The following is a 17,967-nucleotide window of genomic DNA, read 5'->3' on the forward strand; positions in this document are numbered from 1 at the left end:
CTCCCATGAAGCGTTATGAACGCTTTGCTGCCGAGATCTCAAACCTGATTCGTACCGGCATTCTCGCCCCAGGTGAGCGCGTGCCGTCAGTGCGTCAGGCCAGCAAGGCGCATGGCATCAGTCCCTCTACCGTCTTCCAAGCGTATTACCTGCTGGAGAATCAGGGCCTGATCAGTGCGCGGCCGCGCTCGGGATATTTCGTGCGTGACAATGCCTCGCGGATACTCGATGAGCCGCATGTCGCCCTGCAGCAGCAAGCTCCTTCCGATGTCGCCGTCAGTGAACTGGTGTTCTCGGTGCTGGGCTCACTGCGCGACAACGATACCGTCCCCTTCGGCTCTGCCTTCCCGAGCCCGGAGCTCTTTCCCCTCGCGCGGCTTGCGACCAGCATGACGCGCGGGCTGCGCCAGCTGTCATCGCATGCCGTGATCTCCGACATGACCACAGGCCATCCTGACCTGTGCCGACAGATCGCTCAGCGCTACATGGTCAATGGCATGCAGCTGCCGACAGAGGAGCTGGTGATCACCAATGGCGCCATGGAGGCGCTCAATCTTGGCCTGCAATGTGTCACCCAGCCCGGGGACCTTGTCGCCATCGAGGCGCCGGCCTTCTATGCCACGCTTCAGGTGCTTGAGCGGCTCAAGCTGCGCGCGGTGGAAATTCCGGTACACCCGCGCGAAGGGATTGATCTCGAGGTACTCGAGAATCGTCTGGAGACGCTGCCCATCAAGGCCTGCTGGTTCATGAGCCATCTGCAGAATCCGCTGGGGGCCAGCTTGAGCGATGCGCGCAAGGCCCAACTGTACGCGCTGCTCTGCCGTCATCAGCTGCCGATGCTGGAGGATGATGTCTACGCGGAACTGTATTTCGATCAACGTGCCGAGGTGTCGCCTCCGCAGCCCGTCAAGGCGCTGGATGTCGAGGGCCTGGTGATGCACTGCGGGTCGTTCTCCAAGTGTCTGGCGCCGGGCTATCGGGTGGGCTGGATATCCGCGGGGCGGCATACCCGGGAGATTTCGCGCCTCAAGCTGATGACGACCATCTCGCCATCGCTGCCCGCCCAAGTGGCTCTGGCCGACTACCTTCAGCATGGCGGCTACGACCGCCACCTGCGCAAGCTACGTCTGGCGCTCGAGACCCAGCAGACAGCCATGCTGGCAGCCATTGATCGCTACTTCCCCGAAGACACTCGCGTGACCCACCCCCACGGGGGTTATTTCCTGTGGTGCGAGCTTCCCGAGCACATCGACTCGCTGGCCCTGTTCCAGCAGGCGTTGGCCCACGGCATCAGCCTGGCGCCGGGGCCTATCTTCTCGGCCACCCAGGGCTTCAAGCATTGCATTCGCTTGAGCTACGGCCACCCATGGGATGCGGCGTCAGAGCGCGCCATGCAGACATTGGGTGAATTGCTCAAGGCAGCCTGAAACGCGGACCGCTCAGGCTGCATGCGAGGTGCGAGGAGTGCCTCGAGTATATGCGCGCATGAGTGCGCGCAAATGCCGCAGCCCTTGTGGCCGCCTTGCCACACAGTCTTCACTCGTCATCCGCGGGGGCGAAAACAGCCTTTTGTGGCGCATGTCACTCGCGCGACAGTCGTTTGCCACGCCTGGATGTCGCAGCTTGTCACGCACTTTGATTGCATGGCCTGATGCCGTATGTGTTCCCCTGCAGGGTGCGCCAAAGCCTGCCATGGCAGGGCCTGCCGCCAAGGACGATACGACAATCACCTGACACTGACATGGTGCTGGCATCAATCAAAGTGCGCCCTCCTGCCCGACTCGCCTTGCTGGATTCTCGCCATACCACCTGGCTGGCCGGCTGACTGGCTCACGGGCATTTAACGACTGACCAAGGTTCCGCGCGCAACTGATATGGTTTTTTCTCGCACAACTGAGCCTGTTATGGCTTCCGGTGGCTCCCTAGAGTAGCGGCGAAGATTCAGGCAGGGCCGTCCCCCTTGCCGCCTACTCAGGAGACATTGCCATGTTCGGCACCGAGGCCATCGACCTGGCCAGGATACAGTTCGCCTTCACCATCTCGTTTCACATCATCTTCCCGGCCATCACCATTGGCCTCGCCAGCTATCTGGCGGTGCTGGAAGGCATGTGGTTGAAGACGGGCACACAGGTCTACCGCAACCTCTATCATTTCTGGTCGAAGATATTCGCGGTCAACTTCGCGATGGGCGTGGTGTCAGGGCTGGTCATGGCCTACCAGTTCGGCACGCATTGGAGCGGTTTCTCGGCCTTTGCCGGCAGCGTGACCGGGCCACTGCTGACCTATGAAGTGCTGACCGCCTTCTTCCTCGAAGCCGGCTTCCTCGGCGTGATGCTATTTGGCTGGAATCGCGTCGGTCGCGGCCTGCACTTCTTCTCGACCTGCATGGTGGCGCTCGGCACCCTGGTCTCGATGTTCTGGATCCTGTCCTCCAACAGCTGGATGCAGACCCCTCAGGGGCATGAGGTCATCGATGGCATCGTCGTGCCGGTCGACTGGTTCGCGATCGTCTTCAATCCCTCCTTCCCCTATCGCCTGGCCCACATGGCACTGGCCTCCTTCCTGAGCACCTCGCTGTTCGTCGCTGCCTCCGCCGCCTGGCTGCTGCTCAAGAAACGCGACACCCCGGAAGTGCGCAAGATGCTGGTCATGGCGGTGCTGATGTTGATGGTAACCGCCCCGCTGCAGGCCTTCGTCGGCGACATGCATGGCCTGAATACGCTCAAGCACCAACCGGCCAAGATCGCGGCCATCGAAGGCCATTGGGACAACAGCCATGGGGAACCGACGCCGTTGATCCTGTTCGGTGTGCCCGACATGCAGCGCGAAGAGACGCGATTTGCGCTCGAGATTCCGGCCCTCGGCAGCCTGCTGTTGATGCATGACATCGACAAGCAGGTACCGGCGCTCAAGGACTTCCCCGCCGCGGACCGCCCCAATTCGACCGTTGTGTTCTGGAGCTTCCGCCTGATGGTCGGCCTGGGCCTTGCGATGATTCTGCTCGGCCTCTCGGGGGTCTATCTGGCCCGCAAGGGCAGGCTCTTCACCTCGCGGCGCTGGCTGAGGCTGGCCGTCGCCATGGGGCCGGCCGGTCTGATCGCGATACTCGCGGGCTGGTTCACCACCGAGGTCGGCCGCCAACCCTGGGTGATCTATGGCCTGATGCGAACGGAAGATGCTGTCTCCGGGCATAGCGCTAACCATCTAAGTGTCAGCCTTGCCACCTTTGTCACGGTTTACTTCATCGTCTTCGGCACGGGTATCAACTACATCTTCAAGCTGATCAAGAAGGGGCCTGAGGGAGATGACAGTCACTCCCCCAAAGGCGGCCCCGGGCAGGCACGCACCCCTTCCCGACCACTGTCAGCCATCGAGGAATCTCTCGACGGCCAGACTCACTGACTGGAGCGATGAACGCTATGGGTATCGATCTTTCTGTCATCTGGGCGGGCATCATCCTGTTCGGCCTGATGATGTACGTGATCATGGATGGCTTTGACCTGGGCATCGGCATTCTTTTCCCGTGGGTAAAGGAAAAGGTAGATCGCGATGTGATGATGAATACCGTGGCCCCGGTGTGGGACGGCAACGAGACATGGCTGGTCCTGGGCGGTGCTGGACTCTTTGCGGCCTTTCCGCTGGCCTATGCCGTCTTGCTTGAAGCACTGAGCATTCCCCTGGTTGCCATGTTGATAGGACTCATCTTTCGGGGTGTCGCCTTCGAATATCGCTTCAAGGCCTCGGATGCGAGCCGTCATTGGTGGGACAAGGCATTCGTCGGTGGCTCGGTGCTTGCCACCTTCAGTCAAGGCGTTGCACTGGGAGGCTACATACAAGGCATCGCCTTTGATGGTGTTCATTTCAGCGGTGGGTCCTTGGACTGGCTGGCGCCCTTCCCACTGTTCTGTGGTGTGGCCCTGCTGTTTACCTATGCGCTTCTCGGTAGCACCTGGCTGATCATGAAGACCGAAGGCATTCTTCAGGAGCGGATGTATGCCCTGACGCGCCCGCTGACGCTATGGGTATTGATCATGATCGCGGCCGTCAGCCTCTGGACACCGCTGGCACACCCGGCTATCGCCGAGCGCTGGTTCACGCTGCCACAGCTGTTCTGCTTCCTCCCGGTGCCGCTACTGGTATTGCTGACGGGATATGCGCTGATCCGCGCGGTTGCCTTCCAATATCACGCCCAGCCCTTCCTGCTGGTCCTGGCCTTGATCTTCCTGGGCTACAGCGGGTTCGGCATCAGCATGTGGCCTGACATCATTCCCGGTCATGTGACGATCTGGGAGGCGGCCTCTCCGCCACAAAGCCAGGGCTTTGCCCTCGTCGGCACGCTCTTCATACTGCCGATCATCCTGGTGTATACGGCCTGGAGCTATTTCGTATTCAAAGGCAAGGTCCGCCATACCGATGGCTACCATTGAGAGGTGACGACATGACATCCCCTGTAGGAGAGAAACACTCAACGTCATCCCTAGGCCACACCTCAAGGTCCAGCCATGAGACACATGACATGAGCTATACCTCTGGAAGCTGGCTCAAGAAAATCGGCTGGTTGGTGGTCATCTGGGGAGGCAGCGTGGCAGCACTGGGTATCGTCTCTCTAGCACTGCGCAGCTTCATGCAGGCCGCGGGGCTTACGCCTTGAAAGAGAAGGTGGAGAAGGCATGATGCAAAAGACGCCGAAGCAGAGAATGCTTCGGCGTCTTCTTTGTTGGCCTGAGGGGCCTGATGCACCTTGATGACGGGTCAAGGCAGAATGTGAAAGTGACAAGCCACCCCATTGCCAGCCTCACGACTGGCTTTATGCATCAACCTCCAGTGCGGCATACGCGACCATCTCGACCAGCATCTCTTCACGTGCAAAGCCGGAAACGATGATGGCAGCCCGGTTGGGGTACGGCTCTCGTACGTACTCGGCATAGATGCCATTGACCGTCGCCAGATGCTCACGTTCTGTCACATAGATCAGCACCTGCGTCAGAGAGGAGGCGTCGCCCCCCGCGCATTCCAGGGTATGAATCAGGTTATCCAGCGTCTGTCGGGTCTGGGCGGCAATCCCACCCTCCACCACATTGCCATTGGCATCAATGGGGATCTGGGCAGTGAACAGGATGCCATTGCCGACACTCGCCCAGGACAGGGGCGCTCGCGATGCAAACAAATCGGTTTTTACGGGATGAACCATGGAACTTCCTCGAGAGTGTTGCAGGGATACGTCGCATGACTCGCCGATATATTGCCGGCGAGTCTGCACAAGGGGTCGGGGGAACATCACACACGCAGAAAGTCAGTCGTTGTCCGTGCTACCAGCGCCGGCACCACTGCGGGAATCCTCTGTTGCCTCGACCAACAGGCGCGTCGATAGCGCTTTCAGACGTGACCAGAGTTCGTCATCCACCTCGATGCCTTCCTGCATGGCACGTTGGCGACAGGCGAGCAGCTTCGACTCTTCATGACAGGCCAGCAGGTCGACGTCATAGTCGGAGCGAAGGGATGGCAGCAGGTCGACATGGTTGGCCATCACCAGCGTGATGCCATCATTGGGCTCATTTTCTTCTGGCACTTCACGCACGGCATAGACCCGTATCTCGGGGACCGAGCTGTTGGCTCTGAAGCCCACGACCTGCTCGATCATGGGGCAGCCGACCGCCTCGTCCACGTCCTGGGCGTTGCGCCAGAAGGCGGTGACATTCATGCCGCGCCCCGCAAGGCGCGCCAGATAGCCCATGATCAGCTGCCGATTGTGGCAATGCTGGATCTTGATGACGGCGAGGCCACGCGCACGTGCCTTGGCGAAGCCGAGTTCCAGCGCCAGCGATGAGCTCTTCAATACGCTGTGTCCGTGGCTATCGAGTACCGCGAGGTCGCCATCGGCATAGACGATCTCCGGCGGACGCTCATCGGTATCCTCCAGCAAGAAACGCAGCCCGCGATTGAGCGCCGCCAGCCCTTCCAGCTCATAGAGCTGCATCCAGGCCACCATGTCGGCGGCATCACCGGCGTCACCGTCTTCAAAGCCCATCGCTTGAAAGGCCTTGCGACACAGTCCGTGAAGCTCGTTGTAGGAGACCTTCATGACATTCCTCCCACTGTCGTGGTATTGCCCTGCCGAGGATCGGCGGTCATCTCTGGTCGCGTAGTGCGCGCAACCTGCGGTGCCAGCGGGAAGCTCCAATCATCAAACGCGACAGGGTCCTGCGGCTCGGCGTTGAGTTCCTCCACCAGCGGAGCCCCCTGGAAGAGCGTGATACGCACCCAACGATCAGACTTCGGATCGAAACGACTGGCACCGAAGAACGACAACTTGGTCCGCAACAGGTGCATGGGCTTCATGTCGCGCGCCCACAGATTGGCGCGTATCTCGCCGAAACTCGTGCTGGCCATGCTCTGAATGCGGCGAACGATATCCTTGTGACGCGGGCACTGGATCAGGAATTCCACCACCAAGGCACGAGGGTGATCTTCCAGGTACTGACTGATCGCCGCATGGGTATCGGCGACACGCGGGGCAATCGCCAGCTTCATTTCCTTGTCGGCACCTGCCTCCCTGTCGCGGACTCCCAGACGGGGCTCCTCCTTCTCGACCGAGCGATACCAGAACCAGTGGCGATTTTCGGCGAGTGTAAAATCGACGCGCAACGCCCAGTCGTAGTGCGTTTCGATCACTTGCTTGAGGTGAACCAGCGGCATGTCAGGGATCAGCTCCAGGCTTTCTTCTACCGCCATCAGATCCTCATAGCGGTCGACGATGCTCGGATACAGCTCCAGCAGCAGAGTGTTCACCAGCTCCTGAGCCTCGAGCCCATGCTGCTGGTGACTCCAGTCGATCAGCTCCTGCCAGAGCTCCGGCGACAGCGGCACGAGTTCGAGCCAGGTCATCAGCTCAGGCAAGGACGCCACCGTGGCCTGGTTGCGCTGGGTCTGCTCGTGATCGTCCGTGACCGTCTGGCGCAGATGGGTCTCGGCGCGCTTCAGGAGTGCCAGCAGACGTGAACGCTCCTGCTCTCCCGGTACCTGTGCCGTCACCTCGGCAAGCGCCAGTTCTCGGCTTTCCACCCAGCGCTGTACCAACTGCGGATGATTGATCAGGAACGGCGCCATCCCGAGGCCAGTGGAGTTGCCGATGCCAAGATAGCGCTTCAATGAGGTTGCCAGAGGTGCGGCGGTCTCGGGAGCCCGGGCACGGGCCATGTGCTCTATCTGCTGGATCGAGAAGTGACGCAGCAGATAGACGCCCAGCATCTGGGCAGAAAATGGCCGATGGAAATCCGCGTTGTCCTTGAGGCGATCATAATCCGCGATGCCGAACTTGCCATTGCCGTAGACGGCCGTGGTCCGATACAGATAGCCGACCCGGGTCAGCCACTCAGGATCCGGTTGCTGGCCTGCACTCAGCGCCTCCAGGAAGCTTGCGAAGTTACGCAAGCTGCGATTGGCACGCGAGAGGACCAGCAGTCTGGGATGCTGGCGTCCGGCTTCCTGCAACGGCACATTGGCCGCCATCTGCTCGAGAAGCGCATCATCCACATCCCCCTCCACGACGCCGAAGGTGACATCCCAGGCTTCGGCGATGACGCGGTCAGAGCGTGCGGAATCCTCAAGCGCCTGAGAAAATATGACGCCGTGATAGCGCTTGCTGGGCGTCTGCAGGCAGTAGATCGCCACACCGTGACCGAGAGCATCCAGTTCGAAGCGGGTCGTGGTGATTTTCCATTTTTTATGTGCCATCTGGCGCACCAGACTTCTCACGAAACTCAGGCGACTGGCATGCAGGCTGCCGAGGCGCTCCAGCTGCATCACATCGTCCGGTGCCCGCAGTCGCAGACGTTGCTCGGTGGATGAGAGGCGCGCGCCCTGGTGATTGCGAGACATATCAACGCTCTCCTGCGTCTTCCGGGGCCGGCATGGCGGGCCGCTGGCTGGTGATTCCCTGCGCACGTGCCATCGCGAAGGCTGATTGAGGTCCTGTCCACAAGGAGGGCAGCAGCACCAACGAGACGGGGATGGCCGTGATGACGATGAACTGCTGAAGCGCACTGATCTGACCGGCCCCCATATAGAGGAGTATCGCAGCCATCAACGCCATGCTGATGCCCCAGAAGGCACGCACCAGCGGGCTGGGGTCATCGTGCCCAGCACTGACGACGGCGATCGCATAGCTCATCGAGTCACCGGTGGTGGCGACGAAGATGGTGGTCAGCGTCAGGATGGCAGCTGCCATTGCAGTCCCGCCGGGCAATGCCTGCGCCACGGTGAGGGTCGCGACATCGAACTGGAAATTGTTGAGCGCTTCGGTGAGGTCGATCACGCCGGTGAACTGATAGAAGATGCCCGCGCCACCCAACAGCGTGAACCAGATGGCCGTGGCCAATGGCGCCAATACGGCGACGGTCAGAATCATCTGACGAATCGTCCTGCCCTTGGAAATACGTGCCACGAAGATGGCCATCAGCGGCCCATAGCCGAGGAACCAGGCAAAGAAGAACACGGTCCACCACTGCATCCACCAATCCGGCGCACTCTGGGCCGTCATGGTCGACATGGTGAAGAACGAGCTCAGATACTCGCCAAAGCCCTGAGTGAAGGCATTGACCATGAATAGGGTCGGTCCGAAGACGAAGATTACCGCCGCCACGCCTAGCGCCAGGAAGACGTTGAAGCGCGACATGATCTGGATGCCCTTGTCGATGCCGGTCACGGCCGAGGTGACATAGATCACCCCGAGCACTACCAGCACGCTCAGCTGCGTCGAATAGTCATTGGTCACGCCAAAGAGTTCATGCAGGCCGAAGCTGACCTGGGTGGCCAGAAAACCGATGGGGCCCACCGTTCCTGCCACCACGGCGATGACGCACATGGCATCCACCACCCCGCCCAGCTTGCCCTTCATGATCTTCTCGCCGAACACGGGATACAGCAGCGTTCTCGGCTGCAGAGGCTGACCCTTGTCGTAATGGGCATGCGCCAGCACGATGGCAGTCAAGCTGCCCAGAATGGCCCAGGCAAGAAAGCCCCAGTGCATGAAGGATTGCGCCAGTGCAGGCGCGATGGCGTTCGCAGTGCCCGGCTCGGTATCAAAGGCAGGCGGCGTCACCAGGAAGTGGTACACCGGTTCGCCGGCAGCGAAGAAGACCCCGCCTCCCGCCAGCAAGGTGCACATGATGATCGACACCCACTTGAAGGTGGATAGCTCAGGCGTTCGCGTGCCACCGATACGGGCACTGGCCGCAGGCGTTGCGGTCAGCCCCAGGGCAATGAAGAAGGTGAGCAGCAACAGAATCTGGAAGTAGCTGCCCAGTGTTCTAGCGGTCCAGGCAAAGCCGGCACTGATGGCTTGCGCGACCCCTTCAAGATCAAACAGGGACAGACCGACAAACAGCAGTATGAAGCCGATGCTGCAGGTCAGAACGACAGGGTCACCAAAGCGGTACTGACCTTCCGGTAACGCATCCGACGTGGCGGACGTCGTGGTCTTGCGAGATGAAGTCATGTGGCATTCCTCTGACGAGCTCTCGTCATTGGCAGGCATTTATTATGGTTGTTGGTTGCCGAGCGATACCCTGAGGATTCCTGGCTCGGCACAGGTGCCATGGCATAGCGTAACGGCGATCAGGCAGGCGCGGTCTCCTGACGGGTCGCGGCGCGCTCGAGGAGCGCGACCCAGTTCTTGCCCATGATGCCGGCCACATCGTCCTCGGACATGCCGACCTTGCGCAAACCAGCAATCAGGTTGGGGAAGTCACGACTGTCTCGTAGCCAGGACAGCGGGCGCGGCCAGTCAGCGTTGCTGGCACTGCCTTCACCGTAATCCATATCCTTGGACCAGCGGCCATTGCGCATCCACTCCAGAATAGACACCGGTTGGTTCTGGCACAGGTCGGTGCCGATCCCCAGGTGCTCGATGCCCATCAGGTCTGCGGTTCTGGCGATCATTTCGCAGTATTCGGTCAGGGTACAGTCGGAGCCATTGCGCAGATGGAAGGGATACGCCGAGAACCCCAACAGCCCATCACTCTCCGCGATGGCCTTGAGCACCTTGTCGGACTTGTTGCGCTTTGCCGGATGGAAGCTTTCCGGGTTGGCGTGGGAAATGATCACGGGGCGCTCGGATATCTCGATCGCCTCGAGCGTGGAGCGCTCTGCGCTGTGTGACATGTCGATGACCATGCCGACGCGATTCATCTCACGGATCACCTGGCGTCCGAAGCGTGTGATCCCGCTGTCTTCCGCCTCATAACACCCGCAGGCCAGCAGACTCTGGTTGTTGTAGGTCAGCTGCATGATCATCAACCCGAGGTCACGCATCACCTCGACCATGTCGATATCGTCCTCGATGGGGGAGCAGTTCTGCGCCCCCAAGATGATGCCGACACGCCCACTGGCCTGAGCAACCGCGATGTCCTGCGGCACATGCACGGGCATGATCAGATCAGGCCAGGCCTCGAAACGACGATTCCACTCGCCAAGACGCGACAACGTCTCTCGCGTCGTCTCGTGGTACACGAGGGTGGCATGTACGGCGTCCAGCCCGCCTTCACGCATCTGTTCAAATATCTCGCGTGACCAGTTGGAATACTGCAGGCCATCGATCGTCAGCATTGTCTTTGACATGGGGCCTCCTCACGCCTTGATGTAGCAGGTCTTCACGACGGTGTAGAACTCGCGCGCATATCGCCCCTGCTCACGAGGCCCGAAGCTTGAGGCCTTACGTCCGCCGAAGGGCACGTGGTAATCCGTCCCCGCAGTCGGCAGATTGACCATCACGCAGCCAGTCTCGGCACGCGCCTTGAAGCTGCTGGCCAGTTTCAGGGAGTTGGTGATGATGCCCGCCGTGAGCCCGAAGTGCGTGTCATTGAGCACATTGATGGCCTCTTCTGCGTCGCTCACCTTGATGACACAGGCGATGGGACCGAAGATCTCCTCGCGATTGATGGCCATGTCGTTGCTGGTATTTACCAGCAGCGCCGGGCTCATGAAGTAGCCGTCGGTAGCGCACTCCACACGCTCGCCGCCGCAGACCAACGTTGCGCCCTCTTGCTGCGCGCGCTGTACCCAGGACAGGTTGGACTCGAGCTGCTTGGCATCGACTGCAGGCCCCATGTGCACGCCCTCTTCCAATGCGTGGCCGACGCGTACCTGAGACAGGCGCTGAGTCAGCTTTTCCACGAACTCGTCATGGACTGATTCCATCACGATCAGCCGCGAAGATGCCGTGCATTTCTGCCCAGTGCCTGAGTAGGCACCATTGAAGGCTGCCTCGACGGCCAGCTCCATGTCGGCATCATCGGCGATGATCAGGGCGTTCTTGGAGCCCATTTCCAGCTGGCACTTGACCAGATTGGCGGCAGTGGCCGCCGCCACTCGACGTCCCACTTCCAGAGAGCCGGTGAAGGACAGGGCATGAATGTCAGGGCTGGAGATCAGTTCATCCCCGATGCTGCTGCCCGGGCCCATCACCAAATTGAAAGTGCCTGCCGGGAGTGACTGGCGATGAATGATTTCGGTCAGCGCCCATGCGCTCGCAGGGACCAGATTGGCCGGCTTGAAGACGACCGAGTTGCCGAAGGCCAGCGCAGGCGCAATCTTCCAGACCGCTGTCGCCATCGGGAAATTCCAGGGGCTGATCACACCGACGACACCGACGGGTTCCCGACGGACCTCGACCTCAACGCCAGGACGCACCGAGTCTGCGCGCTCATCAATCTGGCGCAGCACTTCAGCGCCGTAGTAATGGAAGAACTGCCCGGAGCGATGTACCTCACCCACTCCCTCCGCCAGGGTCTTGCCCTCCTCACGTGCCAACAGCTCACCCAACTCCGCCTTGCGGGCGATCAGCTCATCGCCGATGGCCATCAACACGGAATAACGTTGCTCGAGACCCGACTGGGCCCATTGTGCCTGGCCACGCTTGGCCGCCTGGATGGCATCGGCAACCTGATCGACACTGGCCTGCGCATATTGGCCGATGACATCACGGGTATCGGACGGATTGAGATTGGCGATGCTGCCCTGACCTGCGACCCACTGACCATCGATGTAGAGATCGTGAGCAGCGGCGTGAGTGGCGGTAGTGGTGTGGTGTGACATGTGAACCTCCTTGAACGCGGTGACAACAGACTAGGAGGACCAGAGGGATAAAGATAATCAATAATAAATACCCTATGATAAATTTCCCTTACCACTTTGAAGAGGATCGACGCGATGGTCGCAGAGCTGAAGATCACGCCGCTGCGCTATGTCCTGGCAGTGGTGGATCACGGTGGTTTTCACGCTGCCTCTCGTTATCTGCATCGCACGCAGCCAGCCCTGTCGATGGCCATCCGCGAGCTGGAAAACCGCCTGGGGGAGGCGCTGTTCGAGAAGGGTGCCAAGGCGACCCTGACCCCCTATGGCAGCTACTGCGTGCCGCGCTTTCGGGAGCTGATCAATCAGCATGATCGTCTGAGCCGGGAACTACAGGCGCGCGCCGCCAAGGAGGCAGGCCAACTGGACATGGCAGTGGTGCCGTCAGTGGCCAGCCGACTGATGCCGAAACTGCTCTCCGAGTTCGTCAGTCGCTATCCGGGGATCAAGGTCGGCCTCCACGATGGAAACGCCGATTTTGTCCGCGAGCAGGTCATCAGCGGTCAGGTCGACATCGGCATCACCAGCCTGTGGGGATTGGAGGAAGAACTGCTCTTTCATCCCTTGTTCCATGACGAAGTCGGCGTGGTCTGCCGTGACGATCACCCCCTGGCCGAGCGCCAGACTCTGACATGGCAAGCACTGGAGACAGAATCCCTGATCGGCAATGGCACCTCGCGGCTGTTGCAGGGCACGGCGGCCGAGTCACTGCTCGAAATGCATGCCTTGTATATCTCCAACATGATTTCGCTGACAGCCACGCTGGTCGCCGGGATGGGGGTCACGACGCTGCCCCGCCTGGCATTTCCGCAGGAATATGAGCGCCTGCGGTTCATTGAGCTCGCTGAACCGCGGGTCAGTCGCGAAGTGGGCCTGATTCGCCGCAAGGGCGCCAGCTTGTCGCCGGCGGCGCAGGCCATGGAGAGCTTCATCATTGAAAGCCTCGGCGCCGAACAATGAGTCCTTCATGGCCCGTCGCCTGCGCCTTATCCTGCGCCTTTCGATAGTGACGCTGTCGCCCACGGGATGTCGGCCCGGGTGGCGGCCATGCGAAGATAGCGCTCCGAACGCCCAGGGCGTTACCCCCGCCAGGTTTTGACAGGAGGCATGCGTGTATTCGATTCGTCTGTGGGCCGCACGTCACGCGCGATTGCTGGAGCTCACCTATCAGGCCGTCGAGCCGGTGATCATCAAACTGCAGCCGCTGTGGAAGTCCGTCGGTTACGCACGCGCCGAGAAGCCCGTCGCCAGACTGGAGCAAGCCTGCAAGGGCTTGCTGTTTGATTGCCAGATGTGTGGCCAGTGCATTCTGAGTTCGACCGGCATGTCCTGCTCAATGAACTGCCCCAAGCACCTGCGCAACGGCCCCTGCGGCGGTGTCATGCAGAATGGCAACTGTGAAGTCGAACCGGACACGCGCTGCGTGTGGGTGGAAGCCTGGGAAGGCAGCCAGCGGATGAAGAACAGCGATGCGATCCAGATCGTGCAGTTGCCGGTGGACCATCTCCTGCAGGGCACCTCATCCTGGTTGCGCGTGGCCCGGCTAGCCGCTGAACGCCGAGAGAGCCTGAAATGACTTCCAGACTCACTATCCCCGACAACACCCAACTGCCACCTGCTGAGGACGCTGGCAACGTCGGTCGCCTGGAGCGAGTACTTCGCAGCGGTCAGTTTGCCGTCACCGCCGAGCTGGCGCCGCCCGACTCGGCCGATCCACAGGAGGTGCATGCGCGCGCGCAGCTATTTGCCGGCCATGTGGATGCCATGAACGCCACCGATGGCTCGGGTGCCAACTGCCATATGTCGAGCGTGGCGATGTGTGCCCTGCTGGCCCGCGAAGGCCATGAGACGGTGATGCAGATCTCGTGTCGTGACAGAAACCGCATCGCCATCCAGGGCGATGTGCTGGGGGCCGCGGCGCTGGGCATCCGCAACCTGCTGTGTCTGACCGGAGATGGCGTGCAGGTCGGGGATCACCCCGAGGCCAAGCCGGTGTTCGACCTCGACTCCCTGTCGCTGCTGGAAATCGTCGCCGGACTGCGTGACAAGCACGCCTTCGCCAGCGGCCGAGCACTGACCTCAGCGCCCCAGGTATTTCTCGGCGCAGCCGCCAATCCCTTCGCCCCGCCCTTCGCGTTTCGCCCTCACCGCCTGGCCAAGAAGATTGCCGCCGGCGCCCAATTCATCCAGACACAGTACTGTTTCGACCTGCCGCGCTTTCAGGACTTCATGCATCGTGCCCGTGATCTGGGGCTGCTGGAGAAATGCTTCATCCTGCCCGGCGTCGGCCCGCTGGCCTCGGCACGCACCGCCGAGTGGATGCGCCGCCATGTTCCTGGTGTGCATATCCCGGATGACGTACTCAAGCGCTTGAAAGGGGCCATGGATCAGAAGGCGGAGGGCCGGGATATCTGCATCGAGATGATCCAGCAGTTACGTGAGATAGAAGGTGTGAGCGGCGTACATATCATGGCGCATCGTCAGGAAGCCTTCGTGCCCGAGATCATCCAGCGCGCGGGCATTCTAGGGGCGCGCATGCCATGGACACCCGAACCTCGCCCAACCCCTTATCCGTAAACCCGCTAGCCTCTGACTGATAGCGTCACACTTCAGGAAGCAACGACAGAGTGATGACCAACAACGAGATTGATATCCACTCGGGCACTCTTGCCGATATCACGCGGGCGTTGGCGAGGCCGGTGGCGGCGTTTGTATTCTTCTGTCTGATGCCGGTTCAGGTTTGGCCTAGGGCCGGTACTACCTCAGGAAGCCGACAAACGGTACGAGATACTGGCAAATGAATCATCTGATACCCTGAAGAGGTATCAGGTGAAGTCACGGGAGAGAGCTATGCAAGCCACTATCAAAGAGTATCGCCCAAAACCAGCCGCTCGGAAGGACGGTTTCTGGAGAGCTCTGGGTCTTCCCTCGCGTGGAGCCAAGCTGCATGAAGCGCTGAGTGCCGGCATCTCGTACAAAGTCTATACCAAGCTCACTGAGATCTCCGGGCTTGAGAGCAAGGAGTTGGCACGGTATGTGGTCATTCCTCCGGCAACCCTGAAGCGTCGTGCCGATACTGGCTACTTCAAACCTGCCGAGGGCGATCGGCTTTACCGTTTCGCTGAGGTGTACAAGAGCGCGATGGACCTGTTCGAAGGCGACAAGGCGAAGGCGAAAGAATGGTTGCTCAGCCCCGTGCGTGGGCTGGGGGGCCGTCGACCGGTCGAGATGGTGGCTACCACTGCTGGCGCCGAAGCCGTTCTAGATCTGATCGGCCGGCTTGAGCATGGCGTCTTTGCATGACTGTGGTGCGCGGTTATCGGCTCGTTAAGCGGAAGTGGCTAAAGACAGCCTTTGATGGGGAAGGGGCTTGGCTGTACGGCGGGCGCTGGAACAGCAAAGGTAAGGCCTGTGTGTACCTCGCGAGTACAGAGTCATTGGCCATGCTCGAGGTGATGGTTCACCTGGAAGACAATCAACTGCTGAAGGAGTATGCGCTCCTGGAGGCGACATTCCGAGAGGAGGTGCTAATGCAGCTCCCGGAGGACGTTCTGCCAGCAGATTGGCGAGCTGAGCCGGCGCCACCCTCCACAGCCGAGATCGGTGACGACTGGCTTGAGGGACAGTCGAGCCTAGTTCTGGCGGTTCCGAGTGTGGTCGCGCCCCGAGAAACGAACTACCTCGTTAATCCAGAGCACCCCGCTTTTCTGGCGCTGGCCCAGAGTGCCGAAGAGGTCGAATTCACTCCAGATCGTCGCCTGTAACGCCCGCTCCTCAGTGTCAGCGCTTCCCTTAGACCGGGAAAGCCGTGTGTTGCCCTTTCTTTCTCTCAGGAGCGCTATTACCTCGCTCCTTCACCCCTCTGACACTGTCTGCCTGCACAGCAATCGAGAGAAAGACGTTGCCCTTCCAACATGATGACGCTACCTCTTGCGGAGTCGAAACACTGGGGCAGTCGGATAGCGATTCTTGCTATACCCTGCCGTTGATGGCTGGGGAGGTTCGGGCCGGGTTTTCCATCCACGCGGATGCGGAACTTGATCACGTCCTGGGCCTCACCGAACACCTGATCTCTCACCTCAGCGCCAGCGACTTCTGTCGAGCCAAGGGCGACAGCATGGTGGGCCAATGGCATGGCCAGCGGCGTTGCTGTCGGGGGACCCCGAGCACCCGTCTATCGCGCTGCGTGGCGTAGAGTTTAAGGATTGGGGCATAGTAACCCACACACCCATTATCGCCGTCGCCGAGGCCGAATGATCGGGTTTCAAAAATGGGCTCTTCGACGTTTCATGTGGATTTTGCCTCATCCAGCATGCGCCCCACGGGGCTGCCGATCAGGTAGATCATCGCGATGAAATTGCTTTCGTTTCGATAGCCGCGAGCGCGAGATCTGGCAGCCTGAAAGAGGCCATTCATGCCTTCCAGACGTGCGTTCGTCAGGCCTGAGTACCAGCGCCTCACAACCTGGTCGGCATGTCGCTCCAACGTATTGAGTGCACTAGCCATTGGCTTGAGAAGCGTGTGGCCCGCGACAGCCTCTTGCATGACCTTGAGGTAATTCGTGATGCGCCAACGAGCCCCGCGCGCTGTCGGTGCGCGACGAATCCACTGAAGTGGACCCCATCCTTTGGACCACCTGACGGGTCGTCTAAGCTCGGATCAGGTCATCATCGGCGTCAGGCCGCCTGGGTCAGTGGTTGAGAGAAGTACACTTCATCAGGTGTAGCATCGTCTAGCCCTTGGTGGGGCCGCTCCGTGTTGTACCAAGCGAAGTAACGCTTCAGATCCCTTCGCAAGTGGGCGCCGCTCTCGAAAGCCTTCAGGTAAGCGCACTCATACTTCACACTGCGCCAGAGTCGTTCCACGAATATGTTGTCCTGATAGCATCCCTTGCCGTCCATGCTGATCCGGACATCATGGGCTTCTAGAACTTCGGTGAACGACTGGCTGGTGAACTGACAGCCTTGATCTGTATTGAATATCTCGGGCTTTCCATAGCACGCCAGGGCTTCCTCCAAAGCATCGAGACAGAAGTCTGTATCCAGGGTGTTGGAGACCCGCCAGGCCAACACGCGACGGCTGTGCCAGTCCATGATGGCCACCAGGTACATGAACCCGCGCGCCAAAGGAATATAGGTGATATCAGTCGCCCATACCTGATTGGGACGGTCGATGACTCGCCCTCGCAGCAAGTCAGGATAGATCCGATGTCCCGTGCCTGGCCGACTGGTGCATGGCTTCGGATAAATAGCCTGTAGCCCCATCCCGCGCATCAATCGCTGGACGCGCTTGCGGCTCACTGCGTGCCCAAGCGATTGAGATAGGCTGACATCCTTCGTGAGCCATAGACCGGTGTGCGCAGATGTTCCGCGTCGATCAGACGCATTAACTCCAGATCATAGGCCCGTAGTGCCTTGCGTTAATAGTACATCGAGGAGCGACTGATACCGAGTAGCTGGCATTGACGTCGGAGGCTGATGCCGGGCGCTTGCGGCTCGACCATTGTCAGGCGCTGGGCCCGACTCAACGATCGAGCCTGCGTGACAAAAAATCCCGTTCCACCGTCAGCTTGCCGATCTCGCGATAGAGCGTATCGATCTCCTCCTGGGTCTTCTGGGCGGTTTTACTGGAACTTTTGCCCTCGAAGACGCCGGTGGCGTTGTCCAGCAGGTCGCGCTTCCACTGACTCACCATGGTTGGGTGGATCTCGAAGCGGGCCGCAATCTCTGACGTGGTCTGTTCCTCCTTGAGGGCGGTAAGGGCTACCTTGGCTTTGAACTCACTGCTGTACTGTCGACGTTTCCTGCTCATGATCAAGCTCTCCTGGTCGGTATGATC

At 60.3% G+C, this 17,967-nt stretch carries 16 protein-coding genes and 1 pseudogene; 9 read left to right on the top strand and 8 right to left on the bottom strand.

The window, feature by feature from the left end; translation table 11 throughout:
• The first annotated feature begins 5 nt into the window (after positions 1-5).
• From AC5WNJ_RS10405 to AC5WNJ_RS10420, 4 genes are all read left to right on the top strand, one after another.
• Positions 6-1,427, top strand: coding sequence for an aminotransferase-like domain-containing protein (locus AC5WNJ_RS10405; RefSeq protein WP_495929602.1), 1,422 nt, complete (start codon positions 6-8; stop codon positions 1,425-1,427).
• A 559-nt stretch (positions 1,428-1,986) separates the two neighbouring features.
• Complete coding sequence (locus AC5WNJ_RS10410) at positions 1,987-3,402, top strand: cytochrome ubiquinol oxidase subunit I (protein ID WP_495929604.1); 1,416 nt, start codon at positions 1,987-1,989, stop codon at positions 3,400-3,402.
• Between the two features lie 17 nt (positions 3,403-3,419).
• Positions 3,420-4,427, top strand: coding sequence for a cytochrome d ubiquinol oxidase subunit II (gene cydB, locus AC5WNJ_RS10415; protein ID WP_495929606.1), 1,008 nt, complete (start codon positions 3,420-3,422; stop codon positions 4,425-4,427).
• 89 nt (positions 4,428-4,516) lie between these two features.
• On the top strand, positions 4,517-4,651 hold the full coding sequence (locus AC5WNJ_RS10420; protein WP_348471762.1) for a DUF2474 domain-containing protein: 135 nt from the start codon (positions 4,517-4,519) through the stop codon (positions 4,649-4,651).
• A 156-nt stretch (positions 4,652-4,807) separates the two neighbouring features.
• On the opposite strand, the gene AC5WNJ_RS10425 is transcribed toward AC5WNJ_RS10420, so the two are convergent.
• The 6 genes from AC5WNJ_RS10425 to AC5WNJ_RS10450 all read right to left on the bottom strand — a co-directional run bounded on the left by AC5WNJ_RS10425 (position 4,808) and on the right by AC5WNJ_RS10450 (position 12,093).
• Complete coding sequence (locus AC5WNJ_RS10425; RefSeq protein ID WP_348471764.1) at positions 4,808-5,191, bottom strand: RidA family protein; 384 nt, start codon at positions 5,189-5,191, stop codon at positions 4,808-4,810.
• 102 nt (positions 5,192-5,293) lie between these two features.
• Entirely contained in the window at positions 5,294-6,082 is a 789-nt protein-coding gene (locus tag AC5WNJ_RS10430; protein ID WP_107336417.1) for a DUF3726 domain-containing protein, read from the bottom strand.
• The gene (locus AC5WNJ_RS10435; RefSeq protein WP_495929609.1) at positions 6,079-7,878 is read right to left on the bottom strand and encodes a hypothetical protein; all 1,800 of its coding nucleotides are present in this window, start codon (positions 7,876-7,878) and stop codon (positions 6,079-6,081) included. The genes AC5WNJ_RS10430 and AC5WNJ_RS10435 overlap by 4 nt, the downstream gene beginning before the upstream one ends.
• 1 nt (position 7,879) lies before the next feature.
• Positions 7,880-9,496 (bottom strand): BCCT family transporter, encoded by a 1,617-nt coding sequence (locus AC5WNJ_RS10440; RefSeq protein WP_495929611.1) that lies wholly within the window; start codon positions 9,494-9,496, stop codon positions 7,880-7,882.
• A 119-nt stretch (positions 9,497-9,615) separates the two neighbouring features.
• Positions 9,616-10,617 (bottom strand): dipeptidase, encoded by a 1,002-nt coding sequence (locus tag AC5WNJ_RS10445; protein WP_284727363.1) that lies wholly within the window; start codon positions 10,615-10,617, stop codon positions 9,616-9,618.
• Positions 10,618-10,626: 9 nt separating this feature from the next.
• Positions 10,627-12,093 (bottom strand): aldehyde dehydrogenase family protein, encoded by a 1,467-nt coding sequence (locus AC5WNJ_RS10450; protein WP_284727362.1) that lies wholly within the window; start codon positions 12,091-12,093, stop codon positions 10,627-10,629.
• A gap of 114 nt (positions 12,094-12,207) precedes the next feature.
• On the opposite strand from AC5WNJ_RS10450, the gene AC5WNJ_RS10455 reads away from it, so the two are divergent.
• The 5 genes from AC5WNJ_RS10455 (at position 12,208) to AC5WNJ_RS10475 (ending at position 15,893) form a co-directional block, all read left to right on the top strand.
• On the top strand, positions 12,208-13,089 hold the full coding sequence (locus AC5WNJ_RS10455; RefSeq protein WP_131432367.1) for a LysR family transcriptional regulator: 882 nt from the start codon (positions 12,208-12,210) through the stop codon (positions 13,087-13,089).
• Positions 13,090-13,240: 151 nt separating this feature from the next.
• Positions 13,241-13,705: a methylenetetrahydrofolate reductase C-terminal domain-containing protein gene (locus tag AC5WNJ_RS10460; protein ID WP_284727361.1), complete on the top strand. Its 465-nt coding sequence runs from the start codon at positions 13,241-13,243 to the stop codon at positions 13,703-13,705.
• The gene (locus AC5WNJ_RS10465; protein WP_284727360.1) at positions 13,702-14,706 is read left to right on the top strand and encodes a methylenetetrahydrofolate reductase; all 1,005 of its coding nucleotides are present in this window, start codon (positions 13,702-13,704) and stop codon (positions 14,704-14,706) included. The genes AC5WNJ_RS10460 and AC5WNJ_RS10465 overlap by 4 nt, the downstream gene beginning before the upstream one ends.
• 273 nt (positions 14,707-14,979) lie before the next feature.
• On the top strand, positions 14,980-15,432 hold the full coding sequence (locus AC5WNJ_RS10470) for an Xre family toxin-antitoxin system antitoxin (protein WP_284727359.1): 453 nt from the start codon (positions 14,980-14,982) through the stop codon (positions 15,430-15,432).
• Positions 15,429-15,893, top strand: coding sequence for an RES family NAD+ phosphorylase (locus AC5WNJ_RS10475; protein ID WP_495929615.1), 465 nt, complete (start codon positions 15,429-15,431; stop codon positions 15,891-15,893). Before AC5WNJ_RS10470 ends, AC5WNJ_RS10475 begins: the two co-directional genes overlap by 4 nt.
• A gap of 523 nt (positions 15,894-16,416) precedes the next feature.
• Here AC5WNJ_RS10475 and AC5WNJ_RS10480 read toward each other — a convergent pair.
• A complete protein-coding gene (locus AC5WNJ_RS10480; protein ID WP_495931041.1) occupies positions 16,417-16,734 on the bottom strand; it encodes a transposase in 318 nt (105 codons plus the stop codon).
• Positions 16,735-16,805: 71 nt separating this feature from the next.
• A pseudogene (locus AC5WNJ_RS10485) lies at positions 16,806-17,940 on the bottom strand (IS3 family transposase).
• Positions 17,941-17,967 lie beyond the last annotated feature (27 nt).

The sequence above is a fragment of the Cobetia sp. PDI-23MA genome (genome assembly GCF_059507735.1).

What these genes read in the sequence shown, in the direction of transcription:
- AC5WNJ_RS10405 (WP_495929602.1), top strand. Translation starts at nt 6, where the DNA reads ATGAAGCGTTATGAACGCTTTGCTGCCGAGATCTCAAACCTGATTCGT.
- AC5WNJ_RS10470 (WP_284727359.1), top strand. Translation starts at nt 14,980, where the DNA reads ATGCAAGCCACTATCAAAGAGTATCGCCCAAAACCAGCCGCTCGGAAG.
- AC5WNJ_RS10425 (WP_348471764.1), bottom strand. Translation starts at nt 5,191, where the DNA reads ATGGTTCATCCCGTAAAAACCGATTTGTTTGCATCGCGAGCGCCCCTG.
- AC5WNJ_RS10450 (WP_284727362.1), bottom strand. Translation starts at nt 12,093, where the DNA reads ATGTCACACCACACCACTACCGCCACTCACGCCGCTGCTCACGATCTC.
- AC5WNJ_RS10440 (WP_495929611.1), bottom strand. Translation starts at nt 9,496, where the DNA reads ATGACTTCATCTCGCAAGACCACGACGTCCGCCACGTCGGATGCGTTA.
- cydB (WP_495929606.1), top strand. Translation starts at nt 3,420, where the DNA reads ATGGGTATCGATCTTTCTGTCATCTGGGCGGGCATCATCCTGTTCGGC.
- AC5WNJ_RS10475 (WP_495929615.1), top strand. Translation starts at nt 15,429, where the DNA reads ATGACTGTGGTGCGCGGTTATCGGCTCGTTAAGCGGAAGTGGCTAAAG.
- AC5WNJ_RS10410 (WP_495929604.1), top strand. Translation starts at nt 1,987, where the DNA reads ATGTTCGGCACCGAGGCCATCGACCTGGCCAGGATACAGTTCGCCTTC.
- AC5WNJ_RS10420 (WP_348471762.1), top strand. Translation starts at nt 4,517, where the DNA reads ATGAGCTATACCTCTGGAAGCTGGCTCAAGAAAATCGGCTGGTTGGTG.
- AC5WNJ_RS10430 (WP_107336417.1), bottom strand. Translation starts at nt 6,082, where the DNA reads ATGAAGGTCTCCTACAACGAGCTTCACGGACTGTGTCGCAAGGCCTTT.
- AC5WNJ_RS10455 (WP_131432367.1), top strand. Translation starts at nt 12,208, where the DNA reads ATGGTCGCAGAGCTGAAGATCACGCCGCTGCGCTATGTCCTGGCAGTG.
- AC5WNJ_RS10465 (WP_284727360.1), top strand. Translation starts at nt 13,702, where the DNA reads ATGACTTCCAGACTCACTATCCCCGACAACACCCAACTGCCACCTGCT.
- AC5WNJ_RS10435 (WP_495929609.1), bottom strand. Translation starts at nt 7,878, where the DNA reads ATGTCTCGCAATCACCAGGGCGCGCGCCTCTCATCCACCGAGCAACGT.
- AC5WNJ_RS10445 (WP_284727363.1), bottom strand. Translation starts at nt 10,617, where the DNA reads ATGTCAAAGACAATGCTGACGATCGATGGCCTGCAGTATTCCAACTGG.